Source organism: Mucilaginibacter terrae (genome assembly GCF_031951985.1).
In the GTDB taxonomy this organism is placed as follows: domain Bacteria; phylum Bacteroidota; class Bacteroidia; order Sphingobacteriales; family Sphingobacteriaceae; genus Mucilaginibacter; species Mucilaginibacter terrae_A.
This window is the reverse complement of the sequence record NZ_JAVLVU010000001.1, coordinates 1,019,228-1,044,510: the sequence shown is the minus strand read 5'-3', so window position 1 is coordinate 1,044,510 and position 25,283 is coordinate 1,019,228. Positions and strand designations below refer to the sequence as shown.

The 25,283-nt window shown below is 44.2% G+C and carries 19 protein-coding genes; 14 read left to right on the top strand and 5 right to left on the bottom strand.

Annotation, left to right across the window (positions count from 1 at the left end; genetic code table 11):
* Window positions 1–23: 23 nt before the first annotated feature.
* Together QE417_RS04370 and QE417_RS04365 are read left to right on the top strand one after the other, a co-directional pair.
* On the top strand, window positions 24–2,036 hold the full coding sequence (locus QE417_RS04370) for a thioredoxin domain-containing protein (protein ID WP_311947770.1): 2,013 nt from the start codon (window positions 24–26) through the stop codon (window positions 2,034–2,036).
* Window positions 2,037–2,061: 25 nt separating this feature from the next.
* A complete protein-coding gene (locus tag QE417_RS04365) occupies window positions 2,062–2,571 on the top strand; it encodes an FKBP-type peptidyl-prolyl cis-trans isomerase (RefSeq protein WP_311947769.1) in 510 nt (169 codons plus the stop codon).
* 39 nt (window positions 2,572–2,610) lie between these two features.
* Here QE417_RS04365 and QE417_RS04360 read toward each other — a convergent pair whose 3' ends face one another.
* Entirely contained in the window at window positions 2,611–3,306 is a 696-nt protein-coding gene (locus QE417_RS04360) for a hypothetical protein (RefSeq protein WP_311947768.1), read from the bottom strand.
* 296 nt (window positions 3,307–3,602) lie between these two features.
* Between QE417_RS04360 and QE417_RS04355 the strand changes: the two genes are divergently transcribed.
* From QE417_RS04355 to QE417_RS04315, 9 genes are all read left to right on the top strand, one after another.
* Window positions 3,603–4,445, top strand: a complete 843-nt coding sequence (locus QE417_RS04355; RefSeq protein WP_311947767.1) for a hypothetical protein — start codon at window positions 3,603–3,605, stop codon at window positions 4,443–4,445.
* A gap of 50 nt (window positions 4,446–4,495) precedes the next feature.
* Window positions 4,496–7,360, top strand: a complete 2,865-nt coding sequence (locus tag QE417_RS04350) for a TonB-dependent receptor (protein ID WP_311947766.1) — start codon at window positions 4,496–4,498, stop codon at window positions 7,358–7,360.
* A gap of 213 nt (window positions 7,361–7,573) precedes the next feature.
* Window positions 7,574–8,332 carry an SDR family oxidoreductase gene (locus QE417_RS04345; RefSeq protein ID WP_311947764.1) on the top strand — a complete coding sequence of 253 codons (759 nt, stop codon included), beginning with the start codon at window positions 7,574–7,576 and terminating at the stop codon, window positions 8,330–8,332.
* Between the two features lie 122 nt (window positions 8,333–8,454).
* Window positions 8,455–8,904 (top strand): GatB/YqeY domain-containing protein, encoded by a 450-nt coding sequence (locus tag QE417_RS04340; protein WP_311947763.1) that lies wholly within the window; start codon window positions 8,455–8,457, stop codon window positions 8,902–8,904.
* A 134-nt stretch (window positions 8,905–9,038) separates the two neighbouring features.
* Window positions 9,039–9,806: an alpha/beta fold hydrolase gene (locus tag QE417_RS04335; RefSeq protein WP_311947762.1), complete on the top strand. Its 768-nt coding sequence runs from the start codon at window positions 9,039–9,041 to the stop codon at window positions 9,804–9,806.
* 3 nt (window positions 9,807–9,809) lie between these two features.
* Window positions 9,810–10,469, top strand: a complete 660-nt coding sequence (locus tag QE417_RS04330; RefSeq protein ID WP_311947761.1) for a CBS domain-containing protein — start codon at window positions 9,810–9,812, stop codon at window positions 10,467–10,469.
* A gap of 5 nt (window positions 10,470–10,474) precedes the next feature.
* The gene (locus tag QE417_RS04325; protein WP_311947759.1) at window positions 10,475–11,353 is read left to right on the top strand and encodes an NAD kinase; all 879 of its coding nucleotides are present in this window, start codon (window positions 10,475–10,477) and stop codon (window positions 11,351–11,353) included.
* A gap of 10 nt (window positions 11,354–11,363) precedes the next feature.
* On the top strand, window positions 11,364–12,149 hold the full coding sequence (gene porG / locus QE417_RS04320; RefSeq protein WP_311947758.1) for a type IX secretion system protein PorG: 786 nt from the start codon (window positions 11,364–11,366) through the stop codon (window positions 12,147–12,149).
* Window positions 12,150–12,389: 240 nt separating this feature from the next.
* Entirely contained in the window at window positions 12,390–13,370 is a 981-nt protein-coding gene (locus QE417_RS04315; protein ID WP_311947757.1) for a hypothetical protein, read from the top strand.
* Window positions 13,371–13,499: 129 nt separating this feature from the next.
* Here the strand turns inward: QE417_RS04315 and QE417_RS04310 are convergent, their stop codons facing one another.
* Both QE417_RS04310 and QE417_RS04305 read right to left on the bottom strand, forming a co-directional pair.
* A complete protein-coding gene (locus QE417_RS04310; RefSeq protein WP_311947756.1) occupies window positions 13,500–14,522 on the bottom strand; it encodes a right-handed parallel beta-helix repeat-containing protein in 1,023 nt (340 codons plus the stop codon).
* A 210-nt stretch (window positions 14,523–14,732) separates the two neighbouring features.
* Window positions 14,733–17,684, bottom strand: a complete 2,952-nt coding sequence (locus QE417_RS04305; protein WP_311947755.1) for a PAS domain S-box protein — start codon at window positions 17,682–17,684, stop codon at window positions 14,733–14,735.
* Between the two features lie 295 nt (window positions 17,685–17,979).
* Here QE417_RS04305 and QE417_RS04300 point away from each other — a divergent pair, with 295 nt between their 5' ends.
* A complete protein-coding gene (locus QE417_RS04300; protein WP_311947754.1) occupies window positions 17,980–18,285 on the top strand; it encodes a hypothetical protein in 306 nt (101 codons plus the stop codon).
* 2 nt (window positions 18,286–18,287) lie between these two features.
* The gene (locus QE417_RS04295) at window positions 18,288–19,160 is read left to right on the top strand and encodes an IS3 family transposase (protein ID WP_311954588.1); all 873 of its coding nucleotides are present in this window, start codon (window positions 18,288–18,290) and stop codon (window positions 19,158–19,160) included.
* Between the two features lie 200 nt (window positions 19,161–19,360).
* Here the strand turns inward: QE417_RS04295 and QE417_RS04290 are convergent, their stop codons facing one another.
* Complete coding sequence (locus QE417_RS04290) at window positions 19,361–21,571, bottom strand: penicillin acylase family protein (RefSeq protein ID WP_311947752.1); 2,211 nt, start codon at window positions 21,569–21,571, stop codon at window positions 19,361–19,363.
* A gap of 108 nt (window positions 21,572–21,679) precedes the next feature.
* Here QE417_RS04290 and QE417_RS04285 point away from each other — a divergent pair, with 108 nt between their 5' ends.
* Window positions 21,680–22,816: an alpha/beta hydrolase gene (locus QE417_RS04285; protein WP_311947750.1), complete on the top strand. Its 1,137-nt coding sequence runs from the start codon at window positions 21,680–21,682 to the stop codon at window positions 22,814–22,816.
* An 11-nt stretch (window positions 22,817–22,827) separates the two neighbouring features.
* Here QE417_RS04285 and pbpC read toward each other — a convergent pair whose 3' ends face one another.
* Window positions 22,828–25,218, bottom strand: a complete 2,391-nt coding sequence (gene pbpC, locus QE417_RS04280; RefSeq protein ID WP_311947748.1) for a penicillin-binding protein 1C — start codon at window positions 25,216–25,218, stop codon at window positions 22,828–22,830.
* Window positions 25,219–25,283 lie beyond the last annotated feature (65 nt).

Sequence of the window (25,283 nt, the reverse complement as noted above, 5' to 3'; positions counted from 1 at the left end):
AACATCCGAAACCCGAAATTAACATGAATCGTCTTGCCAATTCAGCATCCCCATATTTACTGCAACATGCCAATAACCCGGTAGACTGGTACCCCTGGGGTACCGAAGCCCTGCAACGCGCTAAAGATGAAAACAAGCTGATATTAGTGAGTATTGGCTACTCGGCCTGCCACTGGTGCCACGTAATGGAGCACGAAAGTTTTGAAGACGCTGAGGTGGCTGCCCTTATGAACGAGCATTTTGTATGTATTAAGGTTGATAGGGAGGAGCGCCCCGATGTTGACCAGATATATATGAGCGCTGTACAACTCATGACCAACCGTGGCGGCTGGCCGCTCAACTGTATTTGTCTGCCCGATCAGCGCCCCATATACGGCGGCACTTATTACCAAAAGCACGACTGGATGAATATACTCATGAGCCTGGCCGATTTTTATTACAACCGACCCGACGAAGCCATTGAGTACGCCGTGCGCCTAACCGAAGGCATACAGCAGTATGAAAGCGTAAACCTGATAACCGAGCAGCCCGAGTACGAGCTGAGCAATTTGCAAGCCATCCTTACCAACTGGAAAAAATACCTCGATACTACTGAGGGCGGTTCTGGCCGGGCACCCAAATTTCCGATGCCTAATAACTGGTTGTTTTTAATGCGTTACGCGCACCATGTTAAGGATGATAGCCTGGCACAATTAGTAAAACTTACGCTGCATAAAATGGCGTTTGGTGGTATATACGACCACATTGGCGGCGGCTTTGCGCGTTACTCGGTTGATGGCCGCTGGCATGTGCCTCACTTTGAAAAAATGCTGTATGATAATGCCCAACTGATTGGTTTGTATGCCGAAGCCTATGCCTGGAGCAATAACGACTTGTACAAAGAGGTTGTAGAAGAAACCATAACCTTTGTTCAGCGCGAACTAACCTCGCACGAATATGGCTTTTACTCGGCGCTTGATGCCGATAGCGAAGGGGTAGAGGGCAAGTTTTACACCTTTACCAAAGCCGAAGTTGAAGAGGTACTCGGCGATGATGCCGATCTGTTTTGTATCTACTACCACGTAGTTGAAGATGGCAACTGGGAAGAAGAGCACACCAACGTTTTTTACCGCAAAGAGCAGGATGCCATACTGGCCAAAACGCTGGGCTTAAGTACCGAAGAGCTGCAAGCATTCATTGCGGCAGCAAAAGCAAAAATGTTTGAAGCCCGCGGCACGCGCATTCGCCCGGGATTGGATAATAAAATACTGGCCTCGTGGAACGGATTAATGTTGAAAGGCCTGTGCGAAGCCTACCGCGTATTTGATAAGGATGCTCATTTGCAGTTAGCATTAAACAATGCCGCATTCATACATCAAAACCTCATTAATACCGATGGCCGCTTAACCCGCATTTATAAAAAAGACGCATTAGGGGAAAAGCCGGTAGCTTTTTTAGATGACTATGCCAATGTAATTGAGGCTTACCTGGCCCTGTACGAGGTAACCTTTGATTTTAAATGGCTGGAACTGGCGCGTAGCCTTGCCGATACTGCCATACAGTATTATTATAACGAGGCCGACGGTATGTTTTTTTACACCGCTGCCGATGATGAACAACTGATTGCCCGCAAAAGCGAAATTATGGATGGTGTGATCTCTTCATCAAATTCGGTAATGGCGCGTAACTTAAAACGCTTGGGTATGCTATTCGAAGTGAGCCGTTATGAAGAGGTTTCGGCGCAGTTGCTGCGTAATGTAATGCCATTTATGGAAAAATACGGTTCGGCGTATGCTAACTGGTGTTTGTTGCTGTTGGAAGAGATAGGCGGTTTATATGAGGTAGCCATAACCGGAAACGATGCCGACGATATGCGTGCCGAAATGGAACAGTTTTACATTCCCGATAAAATAATGTTGGGCGGTAACGTGGAAAACTTACCTTTACTGCAAAATAGAACAGGAGACGATACCCGTATTTTTGTTTGTAAAGACAAAACCTGCGGATTACCGGCCCTGTCGGCAGCTGAAGCTGTAAAACAAATATGGCTTTCGTAGCTTTTAATTAAAAAAACAATATCCAATGAAGATTGAATCACAACACGTCGTATCGTTAACTTACGATCTGTATGTTAACCAGGAAGACGGACAAGAAGGCTTGGTTGAAAGTGCAACCCAGGAGCAACCATTAACCTTTTTATATGGCGCAGGCCAGATGTTGCCTCGTTTTGAAGAGCATTTGAGCACATTGTCTACCGGTGATAGCTTTGACTTTAAACTAAGCGCCGAAGACGCTTACGGTGAATATAATGATGAGGCAGTAGCCAACTTACCTAAAGAAATGTTTGAAGGCGAAGGTGCCGAATTGCCTGAAATAGGTTCGATATTGCCTTTGCAAGATAACCAGGGCAACCGTTTCCAGGGCCAGGTAGTATCAATTGCCGAAGATTCGGTTATTGTTGACTTAAACCACCCAATGGCTGGTCAGGCTCTGCATTTTAAAGGCGAAATTATCAACGTGCGCCCGGCTAATCCCGAGGAGTTGGCACATGGCCACGCTCACGGAGCAGACGGCCATCACGGTCACGAATAAAATAAAACGAGCCGCTTAACTTAAGCGGCTCGTTTTATTTTATAGCATCTCTATTTTGTCGGCTCCAACAAACCGGCAGGGAATAACCACCCGCACGGCTACTTGCTCACCATTTAGCGTGGCAGGTACAAAAAACTTGTCGTCGTCATCTAATAATTTAATATTCAAATTTAATAGGGCATCCTCAACATAAAAGTCGGGCACGATTGGCCTTATGCGAATTTTAAACTCGGCTAACCGGCCAAATGGGCTCACCAAAATTTCCATACTCACTACTGATGTTTGATTGCTTAAATTCCAGTAATCCTTAGGTAAACGCACCAGATTAATGTAATTCAAATAACCATAATAGGAGCCACCTATTCGTACAGGCCGCGTAAAACGAGGGTTATTTTTCAGCGAATCGTCTACTATGTAAACAAATCGGGTGGTGCTATCAGGAGGTGCTTCAAATACTAAAGTTTGATTATCGTAATTATAACGCTGGCAAAGTTTTCCTTGCTTATTAAAAAAGGTCCAAGTTCCGGTTTTTTTATTGTTGGAATAATTACCCGCCGCAATGAGTGTTTTTTTTAGGTAAGCAGCATACTGTCCTTGAAAAACAGAATAGTCACTCTTAAGTACATTGTATTGTTCAGTAACCTGCGAAGTAAGCTTACGGTCGCGTTTCACAATTTCCTGTGCACGGCTATAAAAGGTAAAGCAAAGTATAAATAGGGTTAAAAAATATTTCACAGTGTAAAGCAGATAAATTACTATAATTTGACAACGGCTGACAAATATAGTTTAACCTCTGCAGTTATTAATAAATCATAAGTATTGAAATGTGCTTGGCATAATATGATTATGTAACATAATTGTGCAGTAGTATATTGTATTGAATTTATTACTTAACACTTTGTAATAGTTTTGCTGGCTGTACTAAATTTGTAGTTATAAATATGCAACTTTTACTAATTAGCTGCATCCCATTATAAACCAATGCTCGTAACGGTGGTCTAACCCATCGGTTCAACTTTTAAACAAACACTATGCAACTAAATCAAACCTTATATAAGTTATTGTACACATCTGTGCTTTGCGTAGGCACTATCTTAAACTCTTCCGCTCAACATACTGATATATCGCAGGGTATTAAGGCCCCTGCAGCTGTTAAAATTGATGGTAAGATAACGGAGTGGGGTACGCTACCCGGGTATAATAAATCAACCACATTATACTATACATTGGCCAATGATGCCAATAATCTATATCTGGCCATTACCTGTACCGATAATCAAAATATTAATAAACTGCTGGCCGGCGGATTAACACTTACCATTAACAAAGAAGGTAAAAAGAAAGAAAAGGATGCCGTGGTGATTGAATACCCTATGGCAGGCCGTGGGGGTGGTATGCGTGGCATGCGCATGGGAGGGGGCCGTGGTGGTAATAATTCGGTTGATACCATTGCCTTGGTTGCTGGTCGTAAACAAAGCGTAGCTGCTGCTAAAGAATTAAGTGTAATAGGCGTAAAAGATATTACGGATACGCTGGTATCTATTTATAACACCTATGGTTTGAAAACCGGAATTACCTTTAATACCAAGGGGGATTTGTTTTATGAACTGGCTATACCACTTGGCTTGCTTGAATTAAGCACCGATAAACCAACAGAACTCGCCTACAATCTTAAACTTAATGGCATTCAATTCGGGCAAATGCGTGTTCAGGGAAATGGTGGTCGTCAGGGTGGTGGCAATGGCGGCGGAAACGGCGGGGGAAATGGTGGCGGCATGGCAATTGGGGCTATAACCATAAGCGATGGCGGCGGCATGATGGATATGACCGTGCCAACCGATTTTTGGGGTAAATACAAGCTGGCTAAGCCTTAAACATAATCCCTTTCAACACACAAACATTACTCAAACCTTTAACCTTATACATGAAAATACTTTTATCCATCCTGTTATTTATTGCCATAGGAGGCAGCGTATTTGCCCAGGGCGGTGGCGGCAGGCCGGGTGGCATTAACAGGCCAGGCGGAAATAATAATGCACCTGCGCGTCCGCCATTGCCCGTGCGTGAGGTAAGTGGTATTGTAAAAGATAGTACTGATAATACCATCATTGGTGCAACCGTAAAACTTAAAACCGCTACCGACAGCGCAGTTACTACTACTAATGCCGATGGTATATTCGTATTTAAAAATATAAAATCGGCTACGTTTGTTATCAGCATTACCAGTATTGGTTACAAGCCTGTGGTAAAACGTATGCTAAATAATGATGTGGTAGCCCGACTGGTGCTTGATCCATTTGTGCTCGGCGTACAATCAAACCAATTGGCAGCAGTTGAAGTAAAGGGGCCAAGTATAACCTATAAAACCGATACTGTTGAATATCGCGCCAGCGATTATAAAGTACGCCCCAATGCCACGGTTGACGAAATGCTGAAAAAAATGGAAGGCATGGAAGTTGGCAGCGATGGTTCGTTAACCCACCAGGGCCAAACGGTTACCAAGGCAAAGTTAAACGGTAAACTTTACTCGGGCGGCAATTTAGCACAGGCTATACAAAACTTACCGGCCGACATTGTAGAGAAAATTCAGGTAGTGGATGATTACGGAGACCAGGCCGCTCGTACCGGCGTTAAAGACGGCGACCCCGAAAAGGTGCTGAATATTACCACCCGTGCCGACCGCTCAATAGGTAATACAGTAAGGCTTTCTGCCGGTGCCGGTAATGATGAACGTTACGAGGCTAATGCCCGATTAATGCGCATTAACGGTAATCAGGTTATAAATTTTATAGGCGATTTTAAAAATACTGTTAATGGTGTAGCATCGACAGGTATGAATGGTGGTAGTGCCGGTGGCGGTAATAATGGGGGCAATAGTGGCGGTGGCAGTGGTGGTACAACTACTACAGTAGCACCAACCATCAGCTTTAACGACCAGATTGGTAAAAAAACACAACTGAACGGTAGTTACAGCTATAATGTGCGTAACATGCATAGCCTTACAAACAGCAGCGGACAGCAATTTTTTAATAATCTGGCTCAAAACAGGGGAGATAGTACTATATTTTTTGCCGCTAATGGCGATAGTCGCAACAATAATCGAACTCATAGCTTTAACTTTAAATTAGAGTATCAAATTGATAGCGCCAACTATCTGCAAATTACTCCAAATATTAATATCAGTAACACTGATAATCTTAGTCAATCCTCTCGTTTTGAAACCGGGTTAAGGCATCAGGACAGGTTGGGCAATAATAACAGCTTCAACTCGAACCCTAACTTTGGTGGTTTGGTTTTATATCAGCACATATTTAAAAAACCACGCCGTAACCTTTCGTTACAGGTAAATTACAATACAGCGCGTAACCAAGTAGATAACGAGCAAAATAATAATATCATTTATTACTTTGATGGTACTACTAAACCGCCTCAGGATTCACTCATACACCGATACATTGAGCGCGATAACCTTACTAAAAATTTGCGCAGCAGCTTCACTTATGTTGAGCCATTGAGCACCACGCAAACTTCATCGTCACAATTAGAGTTTAACGCACAGGTGAATTATCGTGGGTACGATAACCAGGCATATACCAGTAACATACTGGCCAATGATTCGCGCATGATTATCGATTCGCTTACCAATCTTTATAATTACTCGTTTACCGAAACCCGCCTGGCTTTAAATTACCGGGTGAATAACTCAAAATATAACTTTTCGTTAGGTTTAACGGCTGTACCTTATAACCTGCAGGGTACAAGGGTTAGCTTGGGTAATATTACAACCGACCGTAGCTATTTTAACCTCATACCTATTGTTCGTTTTCAGTACCAGTGGTCGAGGCAGCACCAGTTTGCGATGTTTTACAATGGTAACCCACAAGAGCCAAGCTTTAATCAGATACAGCCCGTACGCGATTTAACCAATCCGCAAAACCCTGTTGTAGGTAACCCTGATTTAAAGCCCGCATTTAATCACAGTGTTACTACCCGATATAATAATTACCTGGCCAATTCAAGATTCAATATTTCGGCTAATGTGGTTACAAGCATCATTAAAAACCAAATTGTAACCAATAACGTGCGCATCCCCGATGTGAATAATACTTTTAAAAACGAAACCCGTTATTTAAATCTCGACGGCAGTTACAGCGTAATGGGTAATTACAATCTGCAAAAGCAATTAGCTGATCGTAAATACAATTTGTCATTAAATGGCAGTGCCGGTTTCTCGCGTACTATATCAATGCTAAACAGTTTGCAAAATATACGTGATGTATGGCGTTTAAATGAGCGTTTTGGCCCACGCATTAATCCTAACGATTACATCGAAACCAATCCGTTTATTGCTTATGATATTACACGTACATTTTTTGCATCCAACCCATCATCAAATACTGATAGGCGTACCCTTTCATTGGGTATAGAAGGCCGTTTCTTTTTTATGAAAGACCAAACCCTGCAGTTTGGATACGAGGCCAGTAAAAACTTCATAAGTGGCATTCCTAATAATTTAACCCGTAACCCATTGGTAATAAATGCCAATATCGAAAAACAGTTTTTTGCCCGTCGTACGCTTACGTTACGCTTACAGGTGTTCGATATTTTAAAGCAAAATAACTTTGTGGGGCAGGTTACTACCGATAACTCTGTAACCAACACGCTGAGCAATGCCTTGAGCCGTTATTTTATGTTTAGTGTACGCACCAACCTGCAAAAATGGAGTGGTATTCCGTCACGAAATGGTCGTCAGTTAAAACGCCGTGGCGATGGCAGCTTTATACAGTAGGGTAGTGAGTGGTGAATGGAGAGTAGTGAGTGGATAAAATGATTTAAAAGTCGGCAGTTATATGTTTTCAAATTAAGCCGCAGCGGTGATGAAGATCATGGTTTCCGGCTTTTGCGTTTTTTGTGATATTGTAACACATGGCTGTAAATATTTGGTGGCGGTTTAGGGTGTTCGGACTAAAAAACATAATTTCGCCGCTGTAGTTTAATACCTATGGCTAAAATTGCATTAATAACAGGAGCCACCGCCGGCATTGGCGAGGCCTGTGCCCATTTATTTGCCCGCGAAGGGTTTGATCTGATCTTGACCGGCCGTCGCCAGGAACGCCTCGACGCGCTGGCGCAGCAACTCAACAGCACTTACAATGTGCGTATTGCGGTTGCCGCTTTCGATATTCGTAACCGAGAGCAGGTACTGCACCATTTAGATATCCTGCCCGATGATTTAAAACAGGTAGACATACTGGTAAACAACGCCGGTTTGAGCCAGGGCCTCGACCCCTTACAAAACGGTAGCTATGATGATTGGGACACCATGATTGATACCAACATTAAGGGCTTGTTGTATGTAAGCAAACTGGTAGCCAACTGGATGATAAATAACAAAAAAGGCCACATCATTAACCTGGGCTCTATTGCAGGTAAAGAGGTGTACCCGAACGGCAATGTGTATTGTGCCACTAAATCGGCCGTTGATGCGTTGAGCAAAGGCATGCGTATCGATCTGCTGCAACACGGCATCAAAGTAACAGCCATCCATCCCGGTGCAGTTGAAACCGAGTTTTCGGAAGTGCGCTTTAAAGGGGATAAGGATCGCGCCAAAAAAGTATACGAAGGTTTTACACCATTAACCGCCGAAGACGTTGCCGAAACCATTTGGTACGTAGCATCGCGCCCTGCACACGTCAACATAAACGACCTCGTGCTTATGCCAACCGCGCAAGCAACGGGGAGCATGATATATCGTGGTTAGTGAGTGTTTTAGTAGTTGATTGGTTGAGTTGTTTTATAAAGACGAATAATTAACTAATCAACTATTCCCACTGCCCAACCAGTCAACTAATCCAACTTAATCAACCAATCAACATAACAACAATGTCACTCGAAACCACCATAAACCAGGATATTAAACAAGCCATGTTAGCTAAAAACGAAGCTAAACTGCGTGGCTTACGCGCTATTAAATCGGCTTTATTACTGGCTAAAACCGAGAAAGGCGCATCAGAAGAAGTGAGCGAAGAAACCGAAATTAAAGTGTTGCAAAAGCTGGTAAAGCAACGCAAAGAATCGGCCGATATTTACCAGGCTCAAAACCGCCCTGATTTGTACCAGGTTGAAAAGGAAGAAATGGAAGTGATAGAAGCCTATCTGCCTAAACAAATGAGTAGGGAAGAAGTAGAGGCATTTTTGAAAGATCTGATAGATAGGGTAGGCGCTACCTCGGTTAAAGATATGGGTAAGGTTATGGGCGCTGCCAATAAAGAACTTGCCGGTAAAGCCGATGGCAAAACAATATCAGAAGTGGTAAAACAATTGCTAGCATAATTTAATTTGTTTAGTATTGAAGCTCTGTTCAAAATAAAACTAACTTTATAACCAAATGAAGGATGATTTAAACCGTTTGTAAAATTGGTTTAAAGTCATCTGTATAACTATTATAGCATTTACTGCCCCGTTTTATGAAATACGTGCTAAAAGAAGAAAAAGGATTTATATATATTGATGAAGGCCAGGGGCCTGTGTTATTGCTGTTGCACGGTTTAATGGGCGGTTTAAGCAATTGGGAAGGTGTTATTGACGGGTTTAAAGATGAGTACCGGGTAATAATTCCTATATTGCCTATATTTGATTTACCACTGCTAACCACCGGTGTAAAAACGCTTACCAAGCACGTGCACCGTTTTGTAAAGCACATGGATTTAAATGATTTTGTGCTGGTTGGTAACTCTTTGGGTGGCCATGCAGGATTAATATATTGTGTATTGCACCCCGAGCGTGTAAAATCGCTGGTGTTAACCGGTAGTTCGGGTTTGTACGAGAATGCCTTTGGAGGCTCGTTTCCGCGCCGTGAGAACTATGAATTTGTAAAAGAAAAGGTAGAGTATACCTTTTACGATCCGGCCACTGCTACCAAAGACCTGGTTGATGAGGTTTTCATCCTCGTAAACGACCGCTCGAAGGTAATACGCTTGCTCGCTATGGCTAAATCGGCCATCAGGCATAACATGGCTAAGGAACTGAATAAAATTACCATACCGGTAGGTTTAATTTGGGGGCGCGATGATAAAATTACCCCGCCCGAGGTAGCTGTTGAATTTAACCAGCTGCTGCCCAATTCAAAGCTGTACTGGATTGATAAATGCGGCCACGCGCCCATGATGGAACGCCCGGACGAGTTTAACGTACTGCTGAAAGAGCATTTAGACGATATAAAACCAAAAGCTTAACATATGCTTGCAATAGAGTTAGCTGCCAACACCATTCCGCCGGTTACACCAACCGACAGCTTACAACTTGCCATTGACCGTATGGCCGAGTTTAAGGTAAGGCACCTGCCTGTTGTAAACGAGCAATTGTTTATTGGCCTGCTGGCCGAGGCCGATATTACCGAGCCCGACCACACCCTGCCGGTAAGCGCTTTGCCGCAATTGCATGTTAATACCTTTGTGTTTGAAGACCAGCACGTGTACGATGTAGTACGCTTGTTTTACGAGCAAAACCTTACTATGGTACCCGTGCTTGGTCCTAATAAAACGTATGATGGTGTAATAAACCAGTACGCCATGAACGCCTATTTTGGTGAGATAACTGCCGTTGCCCAACCGGGAAGTATTATTGTGTTGGAGATAAGTAACCGCGGAAACTCCATGTCGCAAATGGCGCAGATAGTGGAATCGGACAATGCACAGATATTGAGTTCGTACGTTCGTACTTTTCCCGATTCAACTCGCATGGAGGTAACGCTTAAACTGAATAAAACCGACATATCTTCCATAAATGCCGCATTTTTGCGTTATGGCTACGATGTTAAAGCCACCTTTAATCACAACGACGATGATGATGATTCATTGAACCGGTACGAATCGTTCATGAATTACCTCAACATGTAAACCACATGAGAATAGCAGTTTACGGCCGTCAGTTTAACGACACGGTTATACCCTATATACAGCAGGTGTTTGATGTGCTTGCCCAGCACGAGGTTGAGGTGTATATTCACTCCCAACTATTAAACACCCTGCAAGATCAGCTTAACCTACAATCGTACCCGGTTTTAGATAATACCTGCGAGCTGAAGGGCTTTATAGATGTGTTTTTAACCTTGGGCGGCGACGGTACCATGCTCGACATGGTAACGCTCATTCGCGACAGCGGCATACCCGTTATTGGTATCAACTTTGGCCGCCTGGGCTTTTTGGCCAGTGTAAATAAAGATGATATTGCCGCCGCCATACATGCCGTGGTAAACGAGGAATTCACTTTGGATAGTCGCGAGCTGATCTGCATTCAATCAGATGCCGAGGTGTTTGGAAAGGATAATTTTGCGCTTAACGATATCACCATCCATAAGCGCGATGATTCGGCCATGATTACCATGCATGCTTATTTGGATGGGGAGTTTTTGAACACTTATTGGGGCGATGGTATCATCATTTCTACCTCAACGGGTTCTACAGCTTACTCGTTAAGCTGCGGCGGACCTATCATTTATCCGCAAACCGATACCATTGTGGTTACTCCCGTATCGCCGCATAATTTGAACGTAAGGCCCATTGTACTGCCCGATACCTGTACGCTTACCTTTGAGGTGCAAACCCGCAGCGCCAATTACCTCATCTCGTGCGATTCGCGCACGGCGGTAATTGAATCGAGCATGAAGTTTGATATACGCAAGGCCGGTTTCAGGCTTAATTTGATACGCCTTAATAACGAGAGCTACCTTTCTACCCTGCGCAATAAATTATTATGGGGATTAGATGCCCGTAATTATTAAATTTGCCATAATGCCGCGTTTATTAGCCATACTTTTATTATTGTGTATTGCCACAGGTACTTACGCACAAAAATGGGAATTTGGCGTATTGGCAGGCGGCTCGGGCTATCAGGGCGACCTTAACCAACGCAACCCCTTAAACGTTAGCGGCGTGGCGGCAGGTTTGTTTACCCGCTACAATTTCAGCGGCTATGCGGCTGCCCGTTTTAGCATTACCAAGGCCGAAATTGGTGCTGCCGACAGTACTTCGCGCTTTAAGCAACAACGCGACCGCAACCTCAGTTTCATTACACCCCTTACCGAAGTTGCCCTCATTGGCGAACTTAATTTTATGGAATACCTGCCCGGCGCAGGCTATAACAGTTTTACCCCTTACATTTTTTTAGGCATTGCCAGTACCAGCTATAACCCGCAGGCTAACTATAACGGACAAACCTACGAACTGCGCCCCCTGCGCACCGAAGGACAACGCATACCCTACAAAGGCAGCACCCTGGCCGTACCCTTTGGCGCAGGTGTAAAGTACAACCTGCTGGGCAAACTCAGCGTAACCGGCGAAGTTGGCTACCGCACCGCCTACACCGACCGCCTCGACGATGTAAGCGGCCTTTATGCCAACAAAGTCTCCTTTACCGACCCGATAGCACGCGCCCTCAGCGACCGCTCAGGCGAGCGCAACGGCATCTACCTTGGCGACCCCGGCACTCAACGCGGCGACACCCGCAAGCATGATACCTACATGTTTTTCCAAATCAGCTTGTCGTATACTTTTTTGAGTTCGAAGTGTTATTATTAAGAATTTTTAGATTGATTTTTAATTTTTCGCTACCGCAAGCGTCCCGCTTGTGGTCTTCAAGCTATGATTTACATTATACAATGTTGTAAATTTATAGCATATGAGCCGTAACTATAAATTTCATAATGCTGAAGGCTTGTATTTTGTAAGCTTTGCTACAGTTTATTGGATTGATGTTTTTGTAAGGCGTTTATATTGGCTATGTATTTCAAATTATTAAAAGAAAGTGTATAATTAGCTATGAAAAAAATTGCCTTATTACTTTTGTCAGCCTTCTTTTCCCTGAGCTGTTTTGCTAAGAAGCCAACAGCTTCTGATAGCCTGAAAACTTTGCAGAAGCGTTTTGATGTTTTGGAATACGAGTTAAACGCACACCGTAATTTATACGTTTCGGCCAATGCTTCAGTAGCCAATCAATTGGCGAGCAGCTCTGCTATAACCTCCGCAGCATCTAATAGTATGACTGTCTCAACAATTGTTATTAGTATTATTGCAACAATAGCTTCCATTGTTGTAGGTTTTATTGGCAATCGTGCAGCTCGAGCGAATCGGCAGGCTAATGAGGCTTTAACCAATATTACCTTAATTCGCGGAACTATTAATCAGGCAGAAATCGATGTAAATAACGCCCTTGCAGATGTTAGGAAAATTCAAGAAGATATTAACAGCAGCATCAGCGATGTTTACAAAAGGCTTCAAGAGGAGGAACTGAAATACCTGCTTGAATTTATAAAAAAAAATCCTGCTGAAATTCCAAATGTAGGGGAGCGTTTAAAAACAATATTCATTAACGAAAGCTATTACCCAGCCTTATTAGATATTTATAAAAATAACCCGCATAGTGTTATTTTACACATCTTAGTTTCCAAATTTCCTACGCAGGTTTCAAAAGAGGTATTTATTTTGAACAAACTAAGAGCCTCCTATAATAGCATAAGTTTGCCTCCTGATCAATTGAAAGCGTTGGTTGATAGCTTCTTAAAAAACTTAGATCCCGACAAATTTGCTATTGATATTCCAATTTACGGTTGGTTGATGGTTAGTGCGGCTAACTATAATTATGCTATCGAAAGTACTGAGTTGATTCTAAATGCTTTAAGAAATACATTAAACCATCCCAATAAAGCTTTATTTAATGCAGCTATGGATGATCCTATGTGTCCTTATAAAGAAATAGGAATGGTTAATGGTCCACATCCAAACGAATACTTCCATGTATAAAAAATTGGCAAAACTCAGCCCCAAGCTGGTGCACCCCCAAGCGCAAAATATAGTTTCATCAAAAAGCAGCATAAAATAAAAGGAGACAGTTCACACCGCCTCCTTTTATACCAATTATCAAATCAAATCTTAATTACAAGTATTGCTCACATTAGCATAGCTGCCCGAACCGGTTACGGCGGTGCCGCTGTTGTTGCAGCCGGCTATTACGGCGCAGTTTACTACGTTTTCTAACCAGATGCCTATGTTGGTGGCGCCGGTAATTCGGCAGTTGTTCAGGCGGCAGTTGTTGCTTCCGGTAAGCACAAAGTAACCGCGGCCGCATTGGTCGGCGTTGAGCATGGAGGCGGTAATGTTGCTGCAGTTGTTGGCATAGCGTAAACCTGCATATCCACCACCATAGCTGCAACGGTAGGCGGTTACGGTGCCTATGGTGCCGTTTTTGGTTTGGTTGAGCAGTACGCCGCATTCGCCCATGTTGCGGGCCACTATGCCGTAGGCTTTAAAGCCGTCAACGGAGTAGGTTTCTAAACCATGACTGCTGCCGTTTTCAAAGCGACAATCCTGTATGTGCACATTGTAAACCCAGCGTCCTTCCTCGTAGGGGCGGCTTGGGTGGCTGTCAATACGGATGCCTATGCTACCGCCGTATATCTTCACATTTTGTATGTAAATATCGCTTGCCCGGCTGGTGCGTATACCCATATTGGTATTGTTATTCAGCGTCATATCGTAAATCTTTATCCCGCCCGATCCGTCTCTGAAAAAGCCGTACCCGGTGTGGTTTTTATTAAAGATTACGTTATGGCAATACAGGGTTAAACCGGGCTGCAGGTTAATTTGCGATGATAAGGTGCCGCCTACAATTACGTGTACTTCGCGGTTGCCGGTACCAATACAGTTATTAATGGCAGTTGCCAGGCTGTTAGTGGTGCCCACATCGGCATTATTAATGCGCCAGATGTAGTTACTGCCCGATTGCCGCACCTCGTTAGGGTAGGGCGATGCCGCAACTTGTTTGGCGGTTTCAGTTTCAGTAGGAGAGTCCTTGGTTTCGGCTTTGTCGGTTTTTTTACAGCTTGCAATAGCTACAATTACGGCAATAGCCGTCACTTTCAGGAACAAAGCCCTGAATGAAAAGAATTTTTTCATTGGTTTTTAGTTGGTTGGTGTGTTGTTGCCTACTCTTGAGATTTTCGGCTTACTCTATAATTGGTAAACGAAAATATTATTTAACCATAAATTAACTATCCTGCTCTGTCCTGAGAATAGTGATGTAAATAGCTAATTTACAGGTTATTAGAAAGTGTTAAGAATGGGGGGTGTTCTAATGTGCAAATTGTATGGAAAGAACAAGTATTATCACTCATCCGTCTGCGTTTTATCGGTAATATTTTTAATTACATTATCCAGCTCATGGGCCGATTCGATAAGGTAGTTGAGTATTTCACCACTTTCTTCGTCTTTAAACCCAACTGATTGTACCAGTTGCACTAAACCCATAATGCGCGATAGGGGGGCCCTTATAACGTGCGATTGCATCCATGATATTTCGGTAAGCTTTTTGTTTTTGGCTTCGATGGCTTTAACGTAATTAACCCGCTCGGTTACGTTTTTAAAGTAAACCGAAATACCATCGGTCGAGGGGTAGGCACTCACCTCATACCAGGCATCAAGCGGTAAATAATAATCTTCAAAATGCACGGCACGGCCGGTTGCCATTACTTCATGATACATGTCCCATGATTTCGTTCCCCTGGCCGCCGGGAAAGCATCCCAAAGGTTTTTACCTATTACTGCCTCCTTGTCCATTCCTAAGCCTTTGGTTGCCATCTTATTCCAGTAGGTAACGGTCCAATTACGGTCGAGTGCAAAAAAGCCGTCGCCAATACTTTCTAAAATAGTACGCTTTTCTTCTAAGGCATCATTAACGGCCTTATTGGCCAGCATGCGGTTAATTTCCAGTTGTTTTTTATCGGTAATATCTTTGGCTACGCAAAATATACGGTCTTTTTCGGTACTGTTGGTTGCCGTCCATAACAGCCATTTAATTTTACCCGATCGGGTGATATACCGGTTTTCATAAGATAAGGTTAGATCGGTGCTGTTTATTAAGTGCTGTATACGCGCTTTGCTTGGCTCTAAATCATCCGAATGAATAAGATCATCAACCCGTTTAGATATTATCTCATCGTAGCTGTACTCCAACAATGTACACATAGCCGGGTTAGCAGTTTTAAAAGAGCGATTGGCCCCTATAATACAAATTACATCAGGTGCCGAATTAAATATCTGGTTTAGCTCATTTTCTAATTGCTTGCGTTTAATTTCAAAGCATAAATGGCTGCCGAATTTTTCAAAAAAGCCCATATAAGCTGCATTAAGGCTCTTATCGTGGTTTAACCCTAAAACCAGTACGCCAATAACATCATTACCTGTCACCAGCGGAACGCCGTAAGCCATATTTAAACCGGTTTGTAAAGCGGCTTCGCGGCGCAAAAAATCGGGGTGGGTAGCGAGTTCCTGCCAGTGCAGTATGCGTTGGGCCTGCCAGGTTTTTCCCGGTAATCCTTCATCTTTGTTAAAGCTATTAAAATTGTTGTGGTACTTATAAAATTCATGGGCTGCGTTATTGGCAGCATAACTGGCTTCGAGATTTATTTTTGATTTATCGGCGCTTACCAGCCAGGCTTCGGCCATCCACAGGTTGCCAAAGTTTGCCAGTTTTTGTAAAATGGCATTCAGTGTTTGAGGTAAGCTTTGAGCTTTGTTAAAAGCCATGCTAATATCGGCCAGCAGATTTTTTTGCAGCTCCTTATTTTTCCATTGGGTTACCTCACGCTCAATGGCAATAAAATGGGTTATCTGCCCTTGTTGATTACTAACCGGACTAATGGTAAAGCTATTCCAGAATTCTTCGCCGTTTTTTTTGTAATTAAGTAAAGTAGCATTTACCGGGATGCCTTTTTGCATGGCATTGGCTATGCGTAATGTCTCATCAGGACTGGTTTTGGCCCCCTGTAAAAACCGTGGCGACCGGCCGATCACTTCATCAGCAGTGTAGCCGGTCATTTTGGTAAAGGCCTCGTTTATATAAATAATTTGCGGACCGGGTTCTTTCAAGGGCTCGGCTGAGGTAATTAAAACCGAGTCGGACGTATTGGTAACCACCGATTCGAGGAGCTTGAGGTGCTGCTCTTCTTTTTTACGTTGGGTAATATCGCGCACAAATATCGAAAGGCCATCAGGGGTAGGGTATATGCGGTTTTCGTGCCATAGGTTTAAAGGTGCGTAATAATCCTCATGAATTACCTCCACGTTTTGAGTAAGCGCCTTGTTAATAGAATGATAGGTGTCTGAATTCACAGCCTGCGGAAACACATTCCATATACATTTTCCTATAAGGTCAGCAGGGTTAATATTCAGTATTTGGCCTATTTGCTGGTTGGCGTAGGTGTAGCAAAGGTTTTTATCAAGACTGATATACCCGTCGGATATGGTTTCGAGCAAATGGATCAAACTTTCGGAAGTGTGCTTCAGTTTTATTTCGTTGAGCTTACGCTGGGTAATGTCTGAGCGGATTGCTACATACTGGTAAGGTTTTCCTTCGGCGTTTAAAAACGGCACTATGCTGGTATCAACCCAGTATATGGAGCCGTCTTTAGCCTTGTTTCGCAATTCACCTTTCCAAATGTTACCGTTGGCAATGGTAGTCCACAAGTTTTTAATATAGGCCTTGTCATGATACCCGGAGTTAATAATGCGGTGGTCCTGACCGAGTAATTCCTGCACCGGGTATTTGGATATGTTGCAAAAGTTTTGATTTACGTGCTTGATAATACCCTTTTGGTCGGTTATGGCTACGATGGACGACTCATCGAGCGCTTTTTTGTAAGCTGATAATTCATGGAGGGTTTTCTTTAAAAGTTCCTCTGCAGCTTTTTTCTCTGTAACATCAATAAAATTGCAGACGATGGCATTTACCTCATGCTCGTTAAGCATATTGGTTAATGTGCACTCCAACCATATATAATGCCCACCCGCATGCTTTAAACGGAATGTGCATTGCTGTGATGCACCTGGAGTATGGCTTAGATAATGTAAAAGATTATTAATGAAGGGCTTATCCTCATCATGTACAAAGTAATCTATGGAATGGTTGCTCAGCGAGGATATTTCCCAACCCGTTATACGCTCGGCCGAGGGGCTGCGGTATATAACCTTATGTTTATTATTCAACAGCGTTATTCCCGAGTAACTATTGTCAATCAGCTTGCCGAAGTTTATGATATAATTATTAATCTCTTGCAGCATACCTGAAATAAGCCTGATAATATAAATTATAAATGCGACCAATGATGTTACCATAGGCAAAGCAAATGAACTTTGCCCGGTAACATAAGCGGTAAATAATTGGTTACTAAACTTAGTAATATTATTTATAATATTCCAAATTGTTTTGTTTCTTTAAGTTGAAGTATGTGCTTTTTACACAATTTTTAAATCCGGTTTTTAACTTGGGTAATTGCACATCTTGTCAGTGTTCAAGGTGTTGAACTCGTGACTTGTCCTGGCTAAGGTTTACACAATAAAAACAGAAAGTGTAACCATGAACAAGAGCCAGATAGCGAAGATCCTTCATGACCGGATCACGCACGGGCTAAGTTTTCGTAGCTTAGCCAAAAAGTATAGTACCTCTGCGGCTACTATCCATCGAATTGTGAAAAAAGAGCACCCCATTAAAAAAACCCAGGAAGAGCAGGACACGTCCATGCCTGATGATGTAGCACAGCTCAGAGAGCTGCTGCGCAAGGAGCGTTTAAGGAACGAACTGTTGAACAATATCATCGATATAGCAGATCAGGAGCTGGGCACTAACATCAGAAAAAAGTCTGGCATCAGGCGGTCGGAGTAAGTATAACGGCACATTCACGTGGCTTGCGTGAACTGTGCGGACTGCTTGGTTACAGCACACAAGCTTATTATCAGTATTTAAAAGCAACGGAACGTCGGAGCTTCGGCCAGGAAGAGCTCGTCCAGCAGGTACTGGCTTACCGCAGGGAGCAACCCCGTATAGGGACGAGGAAGCTGTTTTCACTGCTGCAGCCGGCTATAGGCCGTGATGCATTCTTTGTGTTGTTACGGGAAAGCGGGCTGCTGGTGCGGCAGAAGCGCCGTCATGCACGCACCACGTTTTCCTACCACCGCTTCAGGAAGTACCCGGACCTGGTAAAAGAGATGGTTATAGACCGTCCGGGCCAGCTTTGGGTGAGCGATATTACCTATATCCGCATGGGGGAAGGCTTTGCCTATCTGAGCCTGGTAACAGATGCTTACAGCCGAAAGGTCATTGGCTTTTCAATGAGCCATGACCTTTCTACGGACAATTGCCTGCAGGCTTTAAAGATGGCACTGAAGCAACGGGAAGGAAACCATCCCCTGGTGCATCATTCGGACCGGGGCATACAATACTGCAGCGGGGCATATACGGAGTTATTAAAGCAAAATGGGATCTCTATCAGCATGACGCAAAGTGGTAACCCGCGCGACAATGCCATTGCAGAACGGGTTAACGGGATCCTCAAGATGGAACTATTGCAGGAAAGATACGCAGATATCAGCAGTGCCAGGCAAAGCATCAGGCAGGCTGTTATTATCTATAATACCCTGCGCCCGCACAGTAGCCTGGATATGATGACACCTGAACAAGCCCACAGGCTGACAGGGCCGATCAAACGAAGGTGGCAGAATTACTACCCGGTAAAGCAACAGTATGCGGATGTTGTGTAAACTTATTTTAGTACGTACCTTTAAAGTGTAAATCAATAACAGTATTAACCACACAAAGTGTAAACTTTTTTCAGGACGGGTCATCGTTCAATCCGTTACAAGTGTTCAACACGTTTCATGAAACAGTAAATTAAACATCATGGAAAAATGAGCACTTTTCGTGTAATTTCGCGGTTTTAAGAAGAAAAAATTGAGGCGTATCATTGCTTTTCCTCGCCGGGGTGATAAGTGGCTTCGGCATGCTTTAAAACGTCTTTTTTGTAAAATAAAACATCTTTAAACTGTCCGTCGAGGTACATTTGAGCTTGGTCGGTAAAGTGTTTGGATGAGGCGTTGAGTGATTGTCCGCCGGTAATTAATGATTTGGCGCGCACCCTCGGCCCAAACTCCACAGCAGCCATAAAACTGTTGCCAGAGTAACCATAGCGTTTTTTTGAATTATTCATGGGCCTGCTCACATACGATGGCAACTGCCCGAAAGTTGACGCTACCGAAGCAGCAGGCAAGCTGGGTTGGTTATCATCAAAGCTAACCCCATCGGCAGGGCGCTGGTAGCGGTTAACTTCTCCCCAGGCTATATTCCAGGTACCGTAACGCTTGGTGAGGTTTTCGGTGGCTTCGTTTAAAAGCTGTATAAATTGTTCGGGTTTTATGGTTTTGAGCAGGTTTTCAACCCGTTCGGTTTGGTACGTACCTGCTTCCGATGATGCCGCGCGGGGTAGCATGGCAAACAACAAAGTGCCGTACTCAACACCTAAAGTGGTAGCCGCAGAGTTTACCGATGCCCGGCGGTCCCATTTCTTTAATAGGTCTAAAGCGCTGGTTATATTGCCTTTATATTCCATGCCCGGTTGTTCATAAGCTTTAAACAGCGGTGGCAGTATCACATCAAAAGCAGCCAGGTAGCGGTCGTAACCTTTGGCGATGATGCCCTCGAGGGTGAGTTTTTCGTTGTTGTCCAACAGCTTTACGGCATTTATACCACGATAGTTTTGCCCATCGGGAGCCATGTAAGCAGGGTATTTAGCCGCCTCGGGGCTATATTTACCTGCTGATGCAAATGGTGTAGCATTGCAATTTTGTATCCACCCACCAGCCGGATTGCGTACCTGTACTATCTCGCTAAGCGGGTGCAGACCTTTCCATTCGGTGGCCGATGTAGTGCCATCAACGGGTTGAGTCCAGTCTAATTTAGGATTGCGCTTGGGCATAAAGTTGCCATACCAAAACACGGCATTGCCCTGGTCATCGGCATAAACAGTATTATTAGTGGCATTTTGCAGCATATCCATAGCCTTTACATATTGGACGTAAGTGTTAGCCTTGGTAATCAACCACGATTCTAACAGGGCATCGTACGAGCGGTTATTCGCTTTCAAGGCCAGCCATTTACCATCGCGGCTACCCAATACGGGGCCATGATGGGTATAAAAACCGGTTATTTTAACGGGTTCAATTTTGTCGCCTTTTTTGCAATTGATGACTAATTCACGTTGAGTAATGGGTTTAAGTTTGTCATCGTATTCATAAAACCATTTATTATCTTTCTTAATAATCTTTTCGGCATAGGCATCGGCTACGTCGGCATTACTGCTGGTGTGCATCCAACCGCAATGCGCGTTAAATCCCTGATAAATAAAGAACTGTCCCCAGGTTACCGCACCGTAAGCATTCAAACCCTCTTCGCTTACCAATTGTACCTCCGACCTGAAATAGAAAGGCACATGCGGGTTTATGTACAACATAGCATACCCCGAAGCTGATTTTTTAGGCGATATAGCAAACCCGTTTGAGCCTATCTCACGGTCAAACACGCGATCTTCAGTGCTCAATGGTTTGTCGGCATGTACCGAACCATATTTTGCCGCGGTAGAATCACCATAAAACTTACGGGTTTCGTTCAGTGTAATGCCGCCGGTTATAGTGGCCGCCACGCTGCCATCGGTAAACATGAGGGCGTACCACGGCTCAAAATGTTTAAGTACCTGGGGTTTGGTTTCGGGGTGTTTATACAGGTAGTAGTTAATGCCATCGGCAAAGGCATCCATAAGTTTTTTAAATGCTGGTGCGCTGGTTTTGTATTCTTTAATAGCTTGGGCACTATCGGCAATAAGTTGCAACTGCACATCGGTATACAGGTTGCTTTCGCCGTCAACTTCGGCCTGTTTGCCTAACTGGTACAGGTAGTTGCGTTCTATCCCTTTAAAATTCTCCTCGCATTGCGCATACATCAAGCCAAAAACAACGTTGGCATCAGTTTTACCGTAAATGTGCGGTACTCCCCAATTATCGCGTATAATGGTTACCTGTTTGGCCTGGTCAATGTAACGGGCTATTTCGGCCTTGGTAAATTTTTGTGCCGATGATATGAACGGTAAGCCTAATAGGGAAACGAACAATAACTTTTTCATGCAGGAGCAGGGTTTAACAGACCGAAATGTAAGAAATTTACTCAACAGCCGCTAAGTTGTAACAGCATTGTTTATTACTATCAAACAATTTAGCCATTTTAGCAACTTATGCCTCGTTTAATATTTTTATTCTTACTGTTTCTGGCTTCGTTGCTTATGCTTATTAGTGCGCCTGCCTATTATTTATGGTTATTGGCGGTTATGGTGGGCGAGTACGGTTTGCTTTTTATAGCCGCCACGTTGGTGATATTAACAAGCGGTGGGCTTATTAAATCGAAATACAATATAGTAGGCACATTTACCGGTATATTGGCTTTGGGAATGTTCATGTCACCAATTATCAGGGCATATTTAATATCCCGTCAACTTCCGTCAAACATCGAAAAAGAGTTGAATTTACAAACTGACCACAGAGTAGAGCCCTTCACATTTTCAAAGCTATTTCAAAAAGATGCTACATTAAATTATAAAACATTTACTTACGCAAATTATCCCGATATCAGCCTTACGCTCGACTTTTACGCGGCCCAAACAAAGGTTAAACGCCCTTGCGTTATTGTAATACACGGCGGCTCATGGAGCAGCGGCGATAGCCAGCAATTACCCGAACTGAATACTGTTTTGGCTGGTAAAGGCTACCAGGTTGCCAGTATTAATTATAGGTTGGCTCCCAAATGGCACAATCCGGCACCTGTTGAAGATGTGCGTGCCGCGTTAATTTACTTAAAAAAGCATGCCGATGAACTGCGCATCGACACCAACAACTTTGTTTTGGTAGGCCGGTCGGCCGGAGCACAAATTGCTTTATTGGCGGCTTACACGCTAAAAGAGCCCGGAATAAAAGGTGTGATCGATTTTTATGGCCCGGCCGACATGGTATGGGGGTACTCGCTGCCTGCTCCCAAGCTGGTGATGGATTCGCGCCGGGTGATGGCTAATTATTTGGGCGGATATTACCCGCAGGTGCCGCAAAATTATAAAGCCAGCTCGCCGGTTGAGTTTGTAAACGCTCAAACTGTGCCTACGCTAATTATTCATGGCGCAAACGACCCCTTGGTTGCTTACGACCATAGCCGGCGATTAAGCGATAAGCTACAACAGTATCATATTCCTCATTACTGGCTAAAATTGCCTTGGGCCACGCATGGGTTTGATCATCATTTAAATGGACCAGGCGGGCAATTGTCAACTTATGCGGTAGAACGTTTTTTAGAGAGGGTAGCACCTGTAAAAGGTGCTAATTGAAAGGGAATTATTTACTCTTTCTTCTCCTTATCCAAAACCGTAAACCTCACTTTTACCGTGTTTCCTTCACCATCAACCAAGGTTAACAGGTGCTTACCTGCCGAAGCATCAACGGCCATCTGGTGCATGTCCTGTGTTTGTCCAAGATACCGATCATCCAAATGCCAGAAAATTTTTGCCCGTGGCTGGCTGTGCGCCGCATTGCAAACCATCCGGCCGCGGGTACCATCAGCCTCAATGGGGATGTATACTTTTGCATCATCCTTAGGGTAAATCACCTCCATAGGGTTTGTTTTTTCGGAAATACCACAACCATCTCTAAACGGTGGGAGTGGTTTATAACGGTAGTTTCGGGCTTTGTAGTAATACTCCATCGACGGCGGTAGCACAAACCATTTGGCGTGTACTATCCGGTCCGGCAATTCGCAATCGGCCGTTACCTGCCATTTTCCTGTGGCATCCAAATGTACCAAACGGTGGTATGGGCATACCGGCGATTTTAGTCCGCCTACCGGCACCCACATGTCCTGTGCATGGTCACAGTATTCGCCCGCACGAAAACCGCTCTCACTGCATACCGAAATTTTAACCATGGACTGGTCGGGTTCTTTAAACCAGTTACGGGTAACCGGCAACAGCCTGAAAATATCGAACAGTACCGGCGCTGCCGTACCAATACCGGTAAGGTTTGGCCTGCCCTCGCCGGTGGTATTGCCTACCCAAACTCCAACCACGTATTTGGGCGTTACGCCAATGGCCCATCCATCCCTGAAACCAAAGCTGGTGCCCGTTTTCCAGGCTACGCGCTGGGTGGAGGTGAACTGTTGCCAAAGCATTTCCTCGCCTGGTCGCATCACTTCTTCCATCGCCTGAAAAGTGTAATAAATGGATGCCGCATCCAGCAAGCCGTTTTTTTCGTCGGGCTTGGAAGCTGTTGTTGAGGATTGATAAACTGGCGAATGATAATCAAAACTACTGTAACGGTTGGTTTGGTTATAATGATTAAGTACCCTTGCCATACTTGCGTAAGCACCGGTCAATTCCCAAAGCGTATTTTCCGATCCGCCCAAAATCAGCGATAATCCGTAATGATCGGGAGGTTGATTCAAGGTGGTGATGCCGGTTTTTTTCAGCACTTCGTAAAAGCGTTCGTACTTATACTTTTGCAGCATTTTTACGGCGGGCACGTTTAGCGACCGTGCCAGCGCGCGGGATGCCGGCACGGCGCCATCGTAACCCAAATCAAAGTTTTCGGGGTGATAACCGGCAATTTGCGTAGGAATATCGGGAATAAGCGTGTTAGGCAAAATAAAGCCATCATGCAGCATGGATGCGTACAAAAGCGGCTTCAGCGTGCTACCCGGACTGCGCGGCGCGTTCACCACATCAACACTGCTCTCCAAACTAGCATCTTCGGGGTGGAAAATGTTACCTGCATAAACCAAAGCTGCGCCGGTTTCTACATCCAGTACCACCGCTGCAATGTTATTGATCTGGTTGGCTTTTAACACCCTGTGATGGCGCTCCAATATTTCGGCCACCTGCTGCTGTAATTCGGCTTTTAAGGTGGTTTTTATACGTGTGCCGGTTTCGCCTTTGTGCCGATACTGTGCCTTAAACCGTTCCAACAGGTGAGGGGCTTGTTGGGGCAACGGTAAAGGCTTATCGGGCATGGGTTCAAGTTTAGATAAATCGGCTGTGCTTTTGTCGATAATATGCTGCGCGTAAAGCTTATCTAACAACAAGTTGCGCTTTTTAAGTAAAGTTTGTCGGTTTTTACCCGGATGCACCAGCGATGGCGAGTTAGGCAACACGGCCATGGCAGCCATTTCGCCCCACGAAAGTTTATCGGGATTACGGCCAAAGTATCGCCATGATGCTGCATTTAATCCAATTACGTTGCCTCCAAAAGGGGCATTACTGGCATACAAACCCAATATCTCGTTTTTACTATAGGTAAGATCTAAACGTAAGGCCATCAACATCTCCAGCAATTTATTGCCAATGTTGCGCTTGTGATGCGTTGCCAGCCTGATCACCTGCATGGTAATAGTACTGCCGCCGCTACTAACCCGCCCGGCCTTTATGTTTTGCCTGATGGCACGGCCAAACGCTAATGCATCAACTCCCGGGTGGCTCATAAAGCGCTTGTCTTCAAAGGTGATAATGCATTGTTTGAATTTATCAGGCACCACCTCATCATACGGAAAGCGCCATTGCCCGTCGGCTGCGATGGCCGCGCCTAACAGCTCGCCTTTTTCATCATCAATTACATACGATGTAGGGCTGTTGAATAGTGGCTTAGGTAAACAGAACCAAAAGGCTATTAAGGCAATAAGCATGATAGCCGAGGGAATGTATACTTTGGGGCGTTTGAATTTTTGAAAGACCTTTTGAATCATGATCAAAACGTCATTGCGAGGAACGAAGCAATCTCTGAACTATGTATGTTCGCTTAGCATTCGCA

Bases quoted from the DNA above. Each gene is read 5' to 3' on its own strand.
- QE417_RS04370 (WP_311947770.1), top strand. From the start codon at position 24: ATGAATCGTCTTGCCAATTCAGCATCCCCATATTTACTGCAACATGCC.
- QE417_RS04365 (WP_311947769.1), top strand. From the start codon at position 2,062: ATGAAGATTGAATCACAACACGTCGTATCGTTAACTTACGATCTGTAT.
- QE417_RS04355 (WP_311947767.1), top strand. From the start codon at position 3,603: ATGCAACTAAATCAAACCTTATATAAGTTATTGTACACATCTGTGCTT.
- QE417_RS04350 (WP_311947766.1), top strand. From the start codon at position 4,496: ATGAAAATACTTTTATCCATCCTGTTATTTATTGCCATAGGAGGCAGC.
- QE417_RS04345 (WP_311947764.1), top strand. From the start codon at position 7,574: ATGGCTAAAATTGCATTAATAACAGGAGCCACCGCCGGCATTGGCGAG.
- QE417_RS04340 (WP_311947763.1), top strand. From the start codon at position 8,455: ATGTCACTCGAAACCACCATAAACCAGGATATTAAACAAGCCATGTTA.
- QE417_RS04335 (WP_311947762.1), top strand. From the start codon at position 9,039: ATGAAATACGTGCTAAAAGAAGAAAAAGGATTTATATATATTGATGAA.
- QE417_RS04330 (WP_311947761.1), top strand. From the start codon at position 9,810: ATGCTTGCAATAGAGTTAGCTGCCAACACCATTCCGCCGGTTACACCA.
- QE417_RS04325 (WP_311947759.1), top strand. From the start codon at position 10,475: ATGAGAATAGCAGTTTACGGCCGTCAGTTTAACGACACGGTTATACCC.
- porG (WP_311947758.1), top strand. From the start codon at position 11,364: ATGCCGCGTTTATTAGCCATACTTTTATTATTGTGTATTGCCACAGGT.
- QE417_RS04315 (WP_311947757.1), top strand. From the start codon at position 12,390: ATGAAAAAAATTGCCTTATTACTTTTGTCAGCCTTCTTTTCCCTGAGC.
- QE417_RS04310 (WP_311947756.1), bottom strand. From the start codon at position 14,522: ATGAAAAAATTCTTTTCATTCAGGGCTTTGTTCCTGAAAGTGACGGCT.
- QE417_RS04305 (WP_311947755.1), bottom strand. From the start codon at position 17,684: ATGCTGCAAGAGATTAATAATTATATCATAAACTTCGGCAAGCTGATT.
- QE417_RS04300 (WP_311947754.1), top strand. From the start codon at position 17,980: ATGAACAAGAGCCAGATAGCGAAGATCCTTCATGACCGGATCACGCAC.
- QE417_RS04290 (WP_311947752.1), bottom strand. From the start codon at position 21,571: ATGAAAAAGTTATTGTTCGTTTCCCTATTAGGCTTACCGTTCATATCA.
- QE417_RS04285 (WP_311947750.1), top strand. From the start codon at position 21,680: ATGCCTCGTTTAATATTTTTATTCTTACTGTTTCTGGCTTCGTTGCTT.
- pbpC (WP_311947748.1), bottom strand. From the start codon at position 25,218: ATGATTCAAAAGGTCTTTCAAAAATTCAAACGCCCCAAAGTATACATT.